The sequence below is a fragment of the Paramesorhizobium deserti genome, assembly GCF_001558695.1.
Classification (GTDB): Bacteria; Pseudomonadota; Alphaproteobacteria; order Rhizobiales; family Rhizobiaceae; genus Paramesorhizobium; species Paramesorhizobium deserti.
Genome location: NZ_LNTU01000012.1, coordinates 132675 through 147912, shown reverse-complemented (window position 1 = coordinate 147912; position 15238 = coordinate 132675). Strand labels below are relative to the sequence as shown.

General features: G+C 60.1%; 15 protein-coding genes, 1 tRNA gene and 1 pseudogene. 8 read left to right on the top strand and 9 right to left on the bottom strand.

Going from position 1 to position 15238, the window contains the following annotated elements; translation table 11 throughout:
* The first annotated feature begins 86 nt into the window (after positions 1-86).
* The 6 genes and pseudogenes from ATN84_RS09815 to aat all read left to right on the top strand — a co-directional run bounded on the left by ATN84_RS09815 (position 87) and on the right by aat (position 5554).
* The gene (locus ATN84_RS09815; RefSeq protein WP_068881473.1) at positions 87-1487 is read left to right on the top strand and encodes a M48 family metalloprotease; all 1401 of its coding nucleotides are present in this window, start codon (positions 87-89) and stop codon (positions 1485-1487) included.
* A 152-nt stretch (positions 1488-1639) separates the two neighbouring features.
* Positions 1640-2440 (top strand): DsbA family protein, encoded by an 801-nt coding sequence (locus ATN84_RS09810; RefSeq protein WP_068881472.1) that lies wholly within the window; start codon positions 1640-1642, stop codon positions 2438-2440.
* A 165-nt stretch (positions 2441-2605) separates the two neighbouring features.
* A pseudogene (aroQ, locus tag ATN84_RS09805) lies at positions 2606-3077 on the top strand (type II 3-dehydroquinate dehydratase); the annotation flags it as partial.
* A 6-nt stretch (positions 3078-3083) separates the two neighbouring features.
* The gene (gene accB, locus ATN84_RS09800) at positions 3084-3554 is read left to right on the top strand and encodes an acetyl-CoA carboxylase biotin carboxyl carrier protein (protein ID WP_068881470.1); all 471 of its coding nucleotides are present in this window, start codon (positions 3084-3086) and stop codon (positions 3552-3554) included.
* 18 nt (positions 3555-3572) lie between these two features.
* Positions 3573-4934: an acetyl-CoA carboxylase biotin carboxylase subunit gene (accC, locus tag ATN84_RS09795; RefSeq protein ID WP_068881469.1), complete on the top strand. Its 1362-nt coding sequence runs from the start codon at positions 3573-3575 to the stop codon at positions 4932-4934.
* A gap of 5 nt (positions 4935-4939) precedes the next feature.
* Positions 4940-5554: a leucyl/phenylalanyl-tRNA--protein transferase gene (gene aat, locus ATN84_RS09790; RefSeq protein ID WP_082766214.1), complete on the top strand. Its 615-nt coding sequence runs from the start codon at positions 4940-4942 to the stop codon at positions 5552-5554.
* A 12-nt stretch (positions 5555-5566) separates the two neighbouring features.
* Here the strand turns inward: aat and ATN84_RS09785 are convergent, their stop codons facing one another.
* The 8 genes from ATN84_RS09785 to ATN84_RS09750 form a co-directional block, all read right to left on the bottom strand.
* Positions 5567-6004 carry a DUF2155 domain-containing protein gene (locus ATN84_RS09785; RefSeq protein ID WP_068881962.1) on the bottom strand — a complete coding sequence of 146 codons (438 nt, stop codon included), beginning with the start codon at positions 6002-6004 and terminating at the stop codon, positions 5567-5569.
* 143 nt (positions 6005-6147) lie between these two features.
* Complete coding sequence (locus ATN84_RS09780; protein WP_068881468.1) at positions 6148-6546, bottom strand: NADH:ubiquinone oxidoreductase subunit NDUFA12; 399 nt, start codon at positions 6544-6546, stop codon at positions 6148-6150.
* Positions 6547-6676: 130 nt separating this feature from the next.
* The gene (locus ATN84_RS09775; RefSeq protein ID WP_068881467.1) at positions 6677-7177 is read right to left on the bottom strand and encodes a GNAT family N-acetyltransferase; all 501 of its coding nucleotides are present in this window, start codon (positions 7175-7177) and stop codon (positions 6677-6679) included.
* Between the two features lie 59 nt (positions 7178-7236).
* Positions 7237-8739, bottom strand: coding sequence for an Asp-tRNA(Asn)/Glu-tRNA(Gln) amidotransferase subunit GatB (gene gatB / locus ATN84_RS09770; protein ID WP_068881466.1), 1503 nt, complete (start codon positions 8737-8739; stop codon positions 7237-7239).
* 190 nt (positions 8740-8929) lie between these two features.
* Positions 8930-10345 (bottom strand): trigger factor, encoded by a 1416-nt coding sequence (gene tig / locus ATN84_RS09765; RefSeq protein WP_068881465.1) that lies wholly within the window; start codon positions 10343-10345, stop codon positions 8930-8932.
* Positions 10346-10439: 94 nt separating this feature from the next.
* Positions 10440-10522, bottom strand: a tRNA-Leu gene (locus ATN84_RS09760).
* A gap of 130 nt (positions 10523-10652) precedes the next feature.
* Positions 10653-11228, bottom strand: coding sequence for a GDYXXLXY domain-containing protein (locus tag ATN84_RS09755; protein WP_068881464.1), 576 nt, complete (start codon positions 11226-11228; stop codon positions 10653-10655).
* Positions 11225-12340 carry a DUF2157 domain-containing protein gene (locus ATN84_RS09750; protein ID WP_068881463.1) on the bottom strand — a complete coding sequence of 372 codons (1116 nt, stop codon included), beginning with the start codon at positions 12338-12340 and terminating at the stop codon, positions 11225-11227. Before ATN84_RS09750 ends, ATN84_RS09755 begins: the two co-directional genes overlap by 4 nt.
* 263 nt (positions 12341-12603) lie before the next feature.
* Between ATN84_RS09750 and ATN84_RS25980 the strand changes: the two genes are divergently transcribed.
* Positions 12604-12750 (top strand): DUF1127 domain-containing protein, encoded by a 147-nt coding sequence (locus ATN84_RS25980; RefSeq protein WP_082766213.1) that lies wholly within the window; start codon positions 12604-12606, stop codon positions 12748-12750.
* A gap of 413 nt (positions 12751-13163) precedes the next feature.
* On the opposite strand, the gene ATN84_RS09745 is transcribed toward ATN84_RS25980, so the two are convergent.
* Complete coding sequence (locus ATN84_RS09745; protein ID WP_244491053.1) at positions 13164-13592, bottom strand: hypothetical protein; 429 nt, start codon at positions 13590-13592, stop codon at positions 13164-13166.
* 221 nt (positions 13593-13813) lie between these two features.
* Here ATN84_RS09745 and trmFO point away from each other — a divergent pair, with 221 nt between their 5' ends.
* Positions 13814-15235 (top strand): methylenetetrahydrofolate--tRNA-(uracil(54)-C(5))-methyltransferase (FADH(2)-oxidizing) TrmFO, encoded by a 1422-nt coding sequence (trmFO, locus tag ATN84_RS09740; RefSeq protein WP_068881461.1) that lies wholly within the window; start codon positions 13814-13816, stop codon positions 15233-15235.
* The last annotated feature ends 3 nt before the right edge of the window (positions 15236-15238 follow it).

Below are 15238 nucleotides of genomic sequence, written 5' to 3'. Positions count from 1 at the left end.
AATTGCCTGATTATTTTGGGCTTCACAATATTTCACGCTATAAGTTGATCCATCCGACTCTGTGATCTGAACTGGTAATCAGCGCTATGGGCCTTGCAGCTATTTTTCCACGTCTCGCTCATCGACTGCCGCGAAAGCTCGTCGCCGCCGTGACCGCCGTGACCATTGGGTTGTCGCCGGTCGTGCAGGCTTCCGCACAGTCCCGATCAGTGCCGATCGTCCGTGATGCCGAGATCGAGGCGCTCGTTTCCGATTATGCGACGCCGATCTTCAAGGCTGCGGGGCTCGGCAGTCGCGGTATCCGCATCGTCCTTGTCAACAACAACAGTTTCAACGCCTTCGTCGACGGCAGGCGCATCTTCATCAACACCGGCACGCTGCTGCAGGCGGAGACACCCAACGAGGTCATCGGCGTCATCGCGCATGAATCGGGTCATCTGGCCGGCGCGCACCAGCAGCGCCTGCGCGAACAGCTGCGGCGCGCCCAGACCATGGCCGTCATCGGCATGCTGTTGGGCATGGGCGCCACGGCGGCGGGTGCGGCATCCGGAAACAGCTCCGTTGCCGGCGCCGGCGGCGGCCTCGCGCTCGGCGGTGCCGAAATGGCGATGCGCAACCTTCTGAGCTATCAGCGCACGGAAGAAATCACGGCCGACCGCTCAGCCGTCACCTATCTGGAGCGGACCGGCCAGTCGGCCAAGGGCATGCTGACGACATTCGAGCGCTTCGCCAATGCGCTCTCGCTCACCGGAACCCGTGTCGATCCCTATCGCATCAGCCATCCCATGCCGCGCGAGCGTATCGCCAACCTGGAAACGCTTGCGCACAAGAGCCCCTATTTCGACAAGAAGGATCCGGAATCGCTGCAACTGCGTCATGACATGATGCGGGCGAAGATTGCTGCCTATACAGGCGCTTCCGGGGGCGCCATGCGCATCTTCCGCAACAACCCACGTGGCACCGCGGCGCGTTATGGCGATGCGATCTCCACCTATCTCAACGGTTCCCCCAAATCCGCCCTGGCCAAGATGGATGCGCTCATCAAGGAACAGCCGAAGAATCCGTACTTTCAGGAGATCCGCGGCGAAATCCTGCTGAAAGCCAACGATCCTGCCGGAGCAGCCAAGGCTTTTCAGCGCGCCGCCGCGCTCGATCCGAACAAATCCAGCCTGATCCGGATGAGCTACGGCCGCGCGCTTATGCTGACCGGCTCCAGGGACAATATGCCCGCCGCCATCCGCGAGCTCAAGGCCGGCATCGTTCGCGATCCCGAGTTCCCGGCCGGTTACGGCTATCTCGCCCAGGCTTATGGCCAGATGGGCGACATCGGAGAGGCCGAACTCGCTACGGCTGACATGCACTATTATTCTGGTAACATACAGGAGGCCAGAATCTTCGCCACAAGGGCGCAACAGAAGCTCAAGCGCGGCTCGCCGGAATGGGTTCGCGCCCAGGATATCATCAACAGCAAAAAGCCACGTTCGTGAGTTCCTAGTGTCCTTTCGATTCTGAAATTCGTCACAAGACTGATATCGAATGATATGAATTCCGGAATCGGACCACTAAAGCATCGGACCACGCCCACTCAATCAATCAACAGGCGGTATTTCCCACGAAATCGGCCCTGAACGGAAAGACGATGAAAAACGCTATCACCATAACCATCGCCAGCTGTGCAGTCGGACTTGCCGCCCTTTTCCTGGGCTACCAAGCGGGAACCACCCGCACCTCCTCGGAGACCTCCGTCGCCCCGGTGCAGACGGCCGGCGCTGCCCCCGACCGCTCCGCAATCGAGGCGATCGTCAAGGATTACCTGATCAGCAATCCGGAAATCATGCTCGATGTGCAGAATGCGCTCGAGACCAAGCAGGCCGCGGCCGCCCGGGTCGGCCAGCGCGAGGCGATTGCCGCCAATGCCGACAAGCTGTTTAAATCGCCGGGAGATGCGGTGTTCGGCAATCCGAACGGCGATATCACCATCGTCGAGTTCTTCGATTACAATTGCGGCTACTGCAAGCATGCCCTGTCCGACATGGATGCGCTCCTGAAGAGCGATCCCAACATCCGCTTCGTCATGAAGGAATTCCCGATCCTCGGTCCGGATTCGGTCCGCGCCCATGTCGTCGCGCAAGCCTTCAAGTCGCTGATGCCGGACAAATATCTCGAGTTCCATCGCGCGCTTCTCGGCCAGCAGGGCCGCGCCACGGAACAATCGGCCGTCGACGTGGCGGTGAAGCTCGGTGCTGACGAGACGCAGCTGCGCGAAAAGATGAAGGCGCCGGAGATAACGACGGCGTTCCAGGACAATTACCAGGCCGCCAATTCGCTCAACATCACGGGAACACCGTCCTACATCGTCGGCGACGAAGTCGTTCCCGGCGCGATCGGGCTGGATGGCCTGGCCCAGAAAATCGCCGCCCAACGCGACGCCAATGGATGAGGCTACTGAAAATTCGGTGGAGAAATCGGCCCGAAACCCGCTTTCTCCGCCATTTTCAGGCTTTTACCTTGCCTGCATCCCCTCTATATGGAATGCGCATCCTCACTCGACATCCCGGAATGCTGGAAATCCTTCAAGGACAGATCAGGCGTACAGTAACCACGAATGACACAGACGATTTTTGTCCTCAACGGCCCCAATCTCAACATGCTCGGAAAGCGTGAGCCTGGGATCTATGGGGCTTCGACGCTTGCCGATATCGAGGCCGCCTGCCGCCGCGAAGCGGAGACGCTTGGCTTCGCCATAGAGTTCCGGCAGTCGAACCATGAGGGCGATCTCGTCACCTGGATACAGGAGGCCGGAGAACGCGGCGCTCTGGTCCTGATCAATCCCGCCGCCTATACGCATACGTCGGTGGCGCTTCAGGATGCGATCCGCGCCGCCAAGGTCACGGTCGTCGAGGTTCATCTTTCAAACATTCATGCACGGGAAGCCTTCCGTCACCATTCGTTCGTCTCGCCTGTCGCAAAGGGCGTTCTCTGCGGCTTCGGCGCGGACGGATATGTGATGGGGCTGCGCGCGCTTGCGGCATTCACCGGGCATGACAAACAGTAACGGGCAAAGCGGTAAAGGGGCCAGCAAGATGGCAAACAGAAACGCAGGTATCGACAAGGAGATCATCCGTGATCTTGCGGAGATACTGAACCAGACAGACCTGACCGACATCGAAATCGAGCAGGGCGATCTGCGCATTCGCGTTTCGCGGCAGGTCACCGTCCATGCAACGGTTCCGCAAGCGCCGATGGCCGCCGCCGCTCCGGCGCCTGCGGCAGCTCCGGTTTCGGCCGCTGCAGAGGCAGCCAAGCCCGCCGATGTCTCGAAGAATGCCGTCCCCTCGCCCATGGTCGGCACGGCCTATCTGGCCCCCGCGCCAGGCGCCCGGGCCTTCATCGAAGTCGGCCAGAAGGTCAAGGAAGGCCAGACGCTGATGATCATCGAGGCGATGAAGACGATGAACCAGATCCCGGCGCCCCGCGCGGGCACCGTGACGGCCATCCTTATCGAAGACGCCCAGCCCGTCGAATATGGCGAGCCGCTGGTTGTCATCGAATAAGGGTGGATAGGACGCACGATGTTTCAAAAAATCCTCATCGCCAATCGCGGCGAAATCGCACTGCGAGTGCTCAGGGCTTGCAAGGAGCTGGGCATCAAGACGGTGGCCGTGCATTCCACCGCCGATGCCGACGCGATGCATGTGCGCCTTGCCGATGAAAGCGTTTGCATCGGCCCCCCGCCCTCTCGCGACAGCTATCTGAACATCCACCAGATCGTCGCCGCCTGCGAGATCACCGGCGCGGACGCCGTCCATCCGGGCTATGGGTTCCTGTCGGAGAACGCCAAGTTCGCTGACATTCTGGAAGCGCACGGCATCACCTTCATCGGCCCGACGGCGGAGCATATCCGCCTGATGGGCGACAAGATCACCGCCAAGACCACCGCGCAGGAACTCGGCATCCCGGTCGTTCCCGGCTCTGACGGCGAAGTGAAAACCGAAGCGGAGGCGCTGAAGACGGCAGCCTCGATCGGATACCCGGTGCTGATCAAGGCGACGGCCGGCGGCGGCGGACGCGGCATGAAGGTCGCCAAATCAGAGGAAGATCTGATCGAAGCCTGGACGACGGCGCGCACGGAGGCTGCTGCGGCCTTCGGCAACGAAGCCGTCTACATGGAAAAATATCTCGCCAAGCCGCGCCATATCGAAATCCAGGTGTTCGGCGATGGCGAAGGCAATGCAGTTCATCTGGGCGAGCGTGACTGTTCGCTGCAGCGCCGCCACCAGAAGGTCTGGGAAGAAGCGAATTCCCCTGCCCTTAATGTCGAGCAGCGCATGAAAATCGGCCAGATCTGCGCCGATGCCATGAAGAAGCTCAAATATCGTGGCGCCGGCACGATCGAGTTCCTCTACGAGAATGGCGAGTTCTATTTCATCGAAATGAACACGCGCCTGCAGGTCGAGCATCCCGTGACCGAGGCGATCACCGGCATCGATCTCGTGCATGAGCAGATCCGCGTTGCCTCCGGCGCCGGCCTGTCCGTGACGCAGGACGATATCCGTTTCTCCGGCCATGCCATCGAGTGCCGCATCAACGCCGAGGACCCGCGCACCTTCACCCCCTCGCCCGGCACCATCACCCATTTCCATACGCCGGGCGGTCTCGGTATCCGCGTCGATTCAGGCGTCTATAGCGGCTACAAGATCCCGCCCTATTACGACAGCCTGATCGGCAAGCTGATCGTGCATGGCCGCAACCGCGTCGAATGCATGATGCGGCTGCGCCGCGCGCTGGATGAGTTCGTGGTGGACGGAATCAAGACGACACTGCCGCTCTTCCAGGATCTGATCAGCAATCCTGATATCGCCAATGGCGATTACGACATCCACTGGCTGGAGAAATATCTCGCCAGCAAGTCCGCGGACAATTTGGGAGACTGAGCAGGGTGACGCAAGGAAGCCAGGCGGATGATCATCATATTTCGCCTGATCTTCTTTTGCGCGCCTATGCTTCAGGCGTCTTCCCCATGGCGGAGGATGCCGATGACCCGGAGGTCTTCTGGGTCAGGCCGCAGAAGCGTGGCGTCATTCCGCTCGACCGTTACCACGTTCCACGCAGTCTGAAGAAGGTCATTCGGCAGCACCGTTTCGAGATCAGGTATGACACGGATTTCGAAGGCGTCATCGAGGGCTGTGCAACCGGCACGGGCAAGCGCGCCCGCACCTGGATCAACGAGCCGATCCGCGAGGTCTATGCGACCCTCTTCCAGCACGGGCACTGCCATACCGTCGAAGCCTGGCGTGAGGGCCGGCTGGTCGGAGGCCTCTATGGCGTCACGCTCGGCCGGGCCTTTTTCGGGGAAAGCATGTTTTCCAGGGAACCTGACGCGTCGAAAGTTTGCCTGATCCATTTGATCGAGCATCTGATCGAGCGCAACTTCATTCTGCTCGACACACAGTTCACCACGCCGCATCTCGAGCGATTCGGCGCGATCGAAGTGCCACGAAAGCGCTATGAGCGGATGCTGGAGGAAGCGCTTATCGGTCTGGCGCGGTTTTGACTGATCTAACGTTCAGTTCGTGTCATCTGGCGCAGGCACATTCGATGACTGCTTGCAGTCTTTCAGCCAGACGTCATAGACCGGGTGCTCGATGGCGTTGAGACCGGGACTGTCGGCGAATACCCAACCCGAGAAGATTCGCTGTATTTTCCTGTTCAGGGTGATCTCATCGACTTCGATGAAGCTGTCGGTCTTCGGCGCCTCGTCGTCGGTGCGCGAATAGCAGACCCGCGGCGTCACCTGCAAAGCGCCGAACTGAACCGTCTCATTGATATAGACGTCGAAGGTGGTTATCCGTCCGGTGATCTTGTCGAGGCCGGAAAATTCGGCGATCGGGTTCGATATGCGTTCGGCGGCGGCTGGAACAGCAAGGGAAACCAGAATGCACAAGGCAGCGACGGGACGGGCGAGAAACCGGCGGTCGAAGCTTCGCGTCGCTTGGCTGATCATCGTCAAATCGGCTTCCGTATCATCTCGATTGGCCGGCCCTGGGAAGCCGGTCGCAACACTTCATTGAACCAGACCACATTCATAACCGACGAATGTGGTTGATCAAGGCAGCCGGCCAACAAAATCTTGCCACTCCGCCGAAATCAGCTGCCGGGCGACCAGGCATCGTAATCACCGGTCACCTTCGGACGCTCGCCCAGATTGGCGATCGAGCCCTTGGGCCGATAGGCATAAGGAGTTCCGGTCAGGTTGGGCTGGAACGGCTTCTGCCACTCGCGCGGCTTATAATTCTCATCACTCGGCGGCGTATCGACCCGGTGGTGCATCCAGCCGTGCCAGCCCGCCGGAATGGCCGATGCTTCGGCATAGCCGTTGTAGATCACCCAGCGGCGCGTACGGCCTTCGGAGTCGGTCCCGCCCTGATAATAGACATTGCCGAATTCGTCCTCGCCCACACGCTGGCCCTTGCGCCATGTATGAAAGCGCGTCCCGAGCGTCTGGCTGTTCCACCAGGTGAAAATCTGAAGCAGTAAACTCTTCATGGCATTCCTAGGTCCCGGCCGTATCTCCCGAGAAATCATGCGAATTCCCGGAAGATCGATGAATAGATACCTGCTTATGGCCGTATCGTCCGGCCAAGGCAAGGGTCAAGTTGACGCTGACACCGACATACTACAGCGACCAGTCGGCGAGCGCCTTTTCCAGCGTCAGCACCGCGATACCCGAATCGGGCTCGCCCCAGTTTTCGTTGCGGGCCGTGCGGGCATATCCCTTGGATTCGTAGAATCGCACCGCCTTGCCATTCTTCTCGATCACGTCGAGCCGCAACCGGCGGACATTCGGGAACGCGCTTTCGATTTCCACGAGCAGCAGCGTGCCCACACCCTGCGCCTGTTTCTCCGGCCGTACATAGAGCTGGTGCAGATTGGCGAGCGTCTGGTCGTTCTGGCTCGCAAAAGCCATTCCATGGAGATCTGACCCGTCATCGGCGAGAACGAACTCCGAATAGGGCTTGGCCAGTTGCTTCTTCAAGGCATCGACAGAATGCCATTTATTGGTAATGGCATTCACCGTCTCGACACCTAGAACATCATCGAAGGTCGCATGCCAGGTCTCAACCAGAAGCTCCCGAACGGCGGGAATATCGTCCTTGGTAGCAGTCCTCAGCCACATCTTGTGAGACTCTTTGTTTGCCACATGATCTTATCCAAAAAGTCTTCAACTTTTTGGGATCATGCTTCGATACCCAGCTTCGCCTTCACTAGCTCGTTTACCGCCTGCGGATTGGCCTTGCCGCCGGTTGCCTTCATCACCTGCCCGACGAACCAGCCGGCGAGCGTCGGCTTGGCCTTGGCCTGCTCCACCTTGTCAGGGTTGGCGGCAATCACCTCGTCCACGGCCTTCTCGATAGCACCGGTGTCGGTCACCTGCTTCATGCCGCGCTCTTCCACGAGCTTCTTCGGATCACCGCCCTCGTTCCAGACGATTTCGAACAGATCCTTGGCGATCTTGCCGGAAATGGTGCCTTCCCTAATCAAGTCGATGATCGCACCGAGCTGATCCGGCGATACGGGCGATTCCTCGATATCCTTGCCGGCCTTGTTGAGCGCGCCGAGAAGATCGTTGATGACCCAATTGGCCGCAGCCTTTCCGTCGCGCCCCTTGGCGACCGCTTCATAATAATCGGCGATCGCCTTCTCGGTCACGAGGATGGAGGCGTCATAGGCCGAGAGCCCCTGCGCCTTGATCAGCCGCTCCTTCTTGTCGTCAGGCAGTTCCGGCAGTTCCGCGGCGAGCGCATCGACGAAAGCCTGGTCGAATTCGAGCGGAAGCAGGTCCGGATCGGGGAAATAGCGGTAGTCATGCGCTTCTTCCTTGGAGCGCATCGATCGCGTCTCGCCCTTTACCGGATCGAACAGGCGGGTTTCCTGCTCGATCGTGCCACCGTCCTCCAGAATGGCGATCTGCCGGCGCGCCTCGTATTCGATCGCCTGACCGACGAAGCGGATGGAATTGACGTTCTTGATCTCGCAGCGCGTACCGAAGGGTTCGCCCGGACGGCGCACCGAGACGTTGACGTCGGCGCGCATCGAGCCTTCGTCCATATTGCCGTCGCAGGTGCCGAGATAGCGCACGATGGTGCGCAGCTTGGTCAGATACGCCCTCGCCTCCTCCGATGAACGGATATCCGGCTTCGAGACGATCTCCATCAGCGCCACGCCGGAACGGTTCAGATCGACATAGGACATGGTGGGATGCTGGTCATGCATCGACTTGCCGGCATCCTGCTCCAGATGCAGCCGTTCAATGCCCACTTCGATATCCTCGAACTGCCCCTTCGAATCCGGCCCGACGGAAACCGTGACGACGCCCTCGCCGACGATCGGCTGCTTGAACTGCGATATCTGATAGCCCTGCGGCAGATCGGGATAGAAATAGTTCTTCCGATCAAAGACCGATTTCAGATTGATCTGCGCCTTGAGGCCGATTCCCGTGCGGACCGCCTGCTTGACGCACTCCATGTTGATGACAGGCAGCATGCCGGGCATCGCCGCGTCAACGAGCGACACGTTGGAATTGGGCTCCGCGCCGAATGATGTCGAGGCGCCGGAGAACAGCTTCGAGTTCGACGTCACCTGGGCATGGACCTCCATGCCGACAATCACCTCCCATTCGCCGGTCGCGCCGGAAATGAGACGTTTGGGTTCAGGCGTGCGGGTATCGATGATGGTCATGCTGCTCGTCACTTTATGGAGTCCAAGTCCTTATTCGCTAGTGCAAAGCACGAAGCGAGGCAAGAGCGGAAACGGTCGTGGGGCTCATCTTACGCCCTGCCGCGTCATCCTCGGGCTTGTCCCGAGGATGACGAATAGCAAAAAGGCCGCGCGGGAGGCACGGCCTTTTCAATTAACTTATGTGAGCCGATCAAGCCTCTTCGGACTTATCTTCGTCAGCCTTTTTCTTCGGCGCGGCCTTCTTGGCGGGCTTTGCCGCCGTCTCGCCCGCCTCGTCCTCGGCCATCAGCTCTTCCTTGCTGACCTTCTTATCGGCAACCTTGATCGATCCGAGCAGATGATCGACAACCTTCTCCTCGAAGATCGGCGCGCGCAGATTGGCGACTGCATCCGGCGTGCGGCGGAAGAATTCGTAGATCTGCTGCTCCTGGCCGGGATAGCGGCGAACCTGGTCGTATAGGGCACGCTGCAGTTCGTCCTCGGTCACCTCAACACCGGCCTTTTCGCCGATCTCGGAGAGCACAAGGCCAAGGCGCACGCGACGCTCGGCGAGCTTGCGGTATTCCTCGCGGGCGGCTTCCTCGGTCGTCTCTTCGTCCTCGAAGGTACGGCCGGCTTCCTGCAGATCGTTGTTGATCTGCGCCCAGATGTTGTTGAACTCCGCATCGACCAGCTTCTGCGGCGCCTCGAACTGATACTGGCCGTCCAGCGCGTCGAGTATCTGCCGCTTCACCTTCTGCCGGGTGAAGGAGCCGTACTGGCTCTCGATCTGCTCGCGGATCACCTGACGCAGGCGGTCCATCGATTCGATTCCGAGCTTCTTGGCGGTCTCGTCATTGAGTTCCAGTTCGCCCGGCTTCGCCACTTCCTTGACGGTGATGTCGAAGGTCGCTTCCTTGCCGGCCAGCTTCTCGGCACCGTAATTCTCAGGGAAGGTCACCGTGATCTGCTTTTCGTCGCCGGCCTTCACGCCGATGAGCTGCTCCTCGAAGCCCGGGATGAACTGGCCCGAACCCAGCACCAGCTGCGCATCCGTGTCCGCGCCGCCGTCAAAAGGCACGCCGTCGAGCTTGCCGAGATAATCGATGGTGACCTGGTCGCCATCCTCGGCCTTGCCCTTCTTTGGCTCGAAGCTGCGGGTGGACGAAGCAACGCGCTTGACCTGTTCATCGACCTCGTCGTCGGAAACGTCGACGATCTCGCGGGTCACGGCGATATCCGATACGTCCTTGACCTCGATCTTCGGCAGAACTTCGTAATTCAGCGAGAAGACGAAATCGGCCTGGCCCTCGAGCACTTTTTCGGCCTCTTTCTCGTCCTCGGTCATGACGATTTCAGGTTGCGTCGCCGATTTCTCATTGCGGTCCGACAGAACCGAACGGGGCGTTTCGCTCAGGATCTCGTTGACCACTTCGGCCATGAAGGACTTGCCGTAGACCTTGCGCAGATGGGCCGTCGGCACCTTGCCGGGACGGAAGCCATTGATGCGCACCCGCGACCGGGCATTCTCGAGGCGCTCGGAAAGCTTCGCTTCGAGATCCTTGGCCGGAACCACGACTTTGATCTCGCGCTTCAGCCCTTCATTGAGCGTTTCGGTAACCTGCATGTCCAAACCTTCACTTCGTTGTATTGTCCCCGCCGTCACCGGCCTGTCTGCCCTGGGTCAGCGGGAGAGAAACTGTTCCTTCGTGGCCTTTCGCTGGTGCGGATGGAGGGACTCGAACCCCCACGGTCTCCCGCCAGAACCTAAATCTGGTGCGTCTACCAATTTCGCCACATCCGCTTCTGGGCCTGAACCGCCCTGAAAGCGCGCGTCTCTATATCACCCAATTTTCGCCGTTCAAAGGAAAAAAGCCGACGATTTCGGCGAGAATGAACCCTCGCCTACCGTTTTTGGTCAAATGCGCGCGGTTTCAGTACAGCGGCTCTTCGTAAAGCGGTTTCCCGTTCTCCTTCAGCGCCTTGATCTGCGCTTCTCCGGAAGCGGAAACTGCGACGACCGCCTGAACATTCTGCTGCCGTTGCGCATCGTCAATGGCACCGCCTTTACCTTCCGGAACATAATAGCGCTCTATACCGTAATCAACGCTGACAAGCGCATCGGATTGCGTCGGAACGCTATACCGCGTCCGGCCCTTGAGCATGACCTCCTCCGCGGCGACATCTTCTATCGGCTGGAACGAAGCACGCGAAAATTGCCAATTGCCATCCGACCCAGCTTTCACCGTCACATAGATATCGGCATTTCCCGTCTTGTCGTCAGGGGTGCCGGTGATATCGGAACGTTTGATGGAAGAAATGGCATAGCCAAGCGTGACGTAATCGCCGCGCATAAGATCGCGCGGATCCACCGGCCGGGTCAGCAACACCACGTCCCTGCCGTCGCGCAGCACTGAAGCGCGCCTTTCAATGCTGGCATAGAGAATGCTTGATTGGAACAGCGCGACCAGCGTTGCCATGGCGAAAAGCCAGATAGCCTTATCTTTCATGCGCTTGCTCCCGCCTTCGGATTCTTTTCATGAAGACGCCGTTCCATGCGCGCCACGAAGGCTGCCAAAAGCAGCACCAGAATGCCCGCGGTGAGGAAAAAGCCTGACGTTCCAATCAACGTGCCGATGGTGACGAAGGCGAGATAGAGCACTTCCAGCGAGAACGCGACATAGGCGATCCAGCGCACCGACGGGTTTCCGCGCCCCGAAAGCGCCAGCGCGCCGATCGAAAGCCCGAGAATGACAATGCCGAACGTCACCCGCCCGCCCGTCTCCCGCATGATATCCTCGAACTGTATCACGGAGAGCGCCAACAGGCCCGCCGCCAGCCCGTAGGCTGCAAGGGTTGGCCCGAAGCTGCCGATGCGGCCCGACAGATCGGGGCGAAGGCCATCGGCCAGGAAAAGGGCAAGACCGACAAACGCAGCCAGCCAAAGCACCACCGGCCGGTCGATATCGAAATAGGCGACGAGGAAATAGGCGATCAGGAACAGCGCCGCGAGATGCGCCGCCGCGCGGCTTCTCGTATACCAGGCAAGCCCCGCCCCTATCACCGCCAGCAGCGGCGCGATCCAGAGATATTGCCTGCCGTCAGGGGAGAAGCCGTCGTTCAAAAAGGAAAAAAGGTAGAAAATGGCGATCGCCATGCTTGCGGCCGCCAATGCACCGGAGCGCAGCAAGGCGGCAGCAACCATAACGCCAGCCGTCCAGACAAGCGCTGCGGACGCCGCATCGCCGGAGAGATGGTACATCTGCCCGATCAGAGCTATCCCTGCGCCGAAAGCGATCGCCGCGATGATATAGAGCGCCTGCGAAAACGCCTTGTCGCCCAGGCTCTGCCGCCATGCGCCGCCGAGATAGCCGGCCCAGATCACCACGAAGATCAGCGCGACGCGTAAGAGGCGTGGCATCGCCTCCCAATTGGCGGCAATGAGCGTGACGATGGCAACGCCGAGAAGCACCGCCCCCAGAACGGCCAGCGTATTGCCGAGACCGAATCCGCTGCCCTGGCTCTTGAGATCGGAGAGAAGCGCTTCCGCTGTCTCGTCGTCGATAAGGCCCTTCTTTTGCCAGCGGGCGATATAGGCCCGGACCGGGATGGGAAATGCCACGCTGCGCTCCTGATTCTCTGCGGTACGGATGGTATCAGCCTACCCCAACTCTGCCGGATCAAAAACGCCCAAGAATCAGCGCATTGGGAACCATGGCGGATTTGTGCGGCGCAGCAAATAAAATCGATTAATGACGCATTGCAGCATTTGCAGATCAGCTATGCAAACTTGGGCCTGCAACGCCGGGAAAGCCTGGATTATATCAGGGTCAACGATCGAGATAGCGATCACCGAAACAATACACCGAATAGAGGTTGACTGAGATGAACCTGATCCGCTCTTACAACAACTGGCGCCGTTACCGTGAAACTGTCGGCGAGTTGAACCGCCTTTCGAACCGCGAGCTGAGCGACCTCGGCATTTCCCGCGCCGACATCCCTTACGTCGCTCGCCAGTCCGGCGCTCGCTAAGCAACGATCCCGAACCGAAGGTCAGCGTCAGCAAAAAGTGCAGACTTTTCGGATAAGATCATGCTCCAGAACAAAAAAAGCAGTGTGCCCGTCAGACCTCGTTGAAACGGGCCGCGCTTTTGAGGAACCAAAGGACGCGTGAAGCGTCTTAGCGAATGTCGCAAGAGCTTATCCTCCTCCCAAGCTCAAGCGATTGAAGGTTGGCTTTCTCCTCCCAAGCCGACCTTACTTAAAGGCACTCGCTGTACCTCCTCCCACAGCGAGTGCCGTTAGCTCCTGGGAATATCGCAAGAGCCTCTCCTCCTCCCGAGGCTTGAGCGATCAAAGGCTGACACTCCTCCTCCCGGTCAGCCTTTACCTAACGACACCCGCCGCTCCTCCTCCCGCGGCGGGTGTTGTTTTTTGAGCTCCGCTCAGCGCTCGCCGCCGACACCTCTCCGCTTCCACTCCGAAAGCCTCATCACGTCGGGCAAACCGCCGCCGGGCTCAAACCAGGAATCGACGGCCCACAGCACACCGTGATCATCCCTAAGGACTGCCGTCCAATGGGGATATCGTCCGTCGATGAAAAATCCTCGCGATGTCCTGCGCGCCACGCGGTGATGCTTGAGCCAGCCTTTGGTCTGCAGGAATTTCAGGAAGTGATCGGTGTTGGTGGATTCGTCGATGCAATCCATCTGCCCCTTGATGCGCGCCCTGCCGAATTCCATCCTCGGCTTGTCGCGTATTCCGATAGCGGCCGTGCTGCGTTCTTCGAATATCGCCACCGCGCGGCGCACCGCGGCGCGTTCGGCTTCCGCCGATTGCTGCCCCTGTGCCATCGCCGCGGCAATTCTGTTCAAGTCATCTGACGTAAGGAGCACGCGGGTTTGATAGTAGCAGCCATAGCCATGGCAGACCCTGAAGCTCTGCGCCTGCCCGAGATTCACACCGCCAGTGAAGAACGCCCCCACGGCAAAGAAGAGCCCGATCCATGCCCGTCCCGACAGTGTTCTCCTCCCCTCCAGAGCCGCATGAGCGGTTCACCGTTGAAGCCTGAGACATAAGAGGCTAAGTGAAGCCCATGTCGAACGCAAATTCAAAACAACCTGTCCACATCATTGGCGGTGGTCTCGCCGGCTCCGAAGCTGCCTGGCAGATCGCCCAATCAGGAATTTCCGTCATCCTGCATGAGATGCGGCCCGTGCGCGGAACGGATGCGCACAAGACGGACGGGCTGGCGGAGCTCGTCTGCTCCAACTCGTTCCGCTCCGATGATGCGGAGACCAATGCCGTTGGCGTGCTGCACGCCGAGATGCGGCTTGCCGGCTCGCTGATCATGGCGAGCGCCGATGCGCATCAGGTACCCGCTGGCGGCGCGCTGGCGGTGGACCGCGAGGGCTTTTCACAGGCCGTCACCGCCAGGCTCGAAGCCCATCCGCTCATCACCATCGAGCGTGGCGAAATCACCGGCCTGCCGCCCGCCGAATGGGGCGCCACCATCATCGCCACCGGCCCCCTCACTGCGCCTGCGCTGGCCGAGGCGATCCGGGCCGAGACCGACGCCGACGCCCTCGCCTTCTTCGACGCCATCGCGCCGATCGTCCATTTCGACAGCATCGACATGAATGTCTGCTGGTTCCAGTCGCGTTACGACAAGGTGGGGCCGGGCGGCACCGGCAAGGACTATATCAACTGCCCGATGACGAAGGATGAATACGAAACCTTCGTCCAGGCGCTCATCGACGGCGAAAAGACCGAGTTCAAGGAATGGGAAGGCACGCCCTATTTCGATGGCTGCCTGCCGATCGAGGTGATGGCCGAGCGTGGCCCCGAGACGCTGCGTCACGGGCCGATGAAGCCGATGGGACTCACCAACGCGCATAATCCCACGGTCAAGCCCTATGCCGTGGTGCAGCTGCGCCAGGACAATGCGCTGGGCACGCTCTATAACATGGTCGGCTTCCAGACGAAGCTGAAATACGGCGCGCAGACCGCCATCTTCCGGCTCATCCCCGGCCTGGAGAATGCCGAGTTCGCCAGGCTCGGCGGCCTGCACCGCAATACCTATCTGAACTCGCCGGTGCTCCTTGATCGGTCTCTGCAATTGAAATCGCGGCCGGGCCTGCGCTTTGCCGGGCAGATCACGGGATGCGAAGGCTATGTGGAATCGGCGGCTATCGGCCTCCTCGCTGGCCGCTTCGCCGTCGCCGAGCATCTGGGCGGGCAGCCTTCGCTGCCGCCCGCAACCACGGCGTTCGGTGCGCTGCTCGGCCATATCACCGGCGGTCATATCGTTTCCGAGGACGAGCCGGGCAAGCGCTCCTTCCAGCCGATGAACGTCAATTTCGGCCTGTTTCCGCCGATCGAGACGCCGAAAATTGAGGGAAAGCGCCTGCGCGGCAAGGAAAAGAGCAACGCCAAGAAGCGAGCCTTAAGCGCCCGCGCGCTGGCAGACTGCCGCGCCTGGCTCGGCCTGCCACCGGTCGCGGAAGCGGCGGAGTAGAGG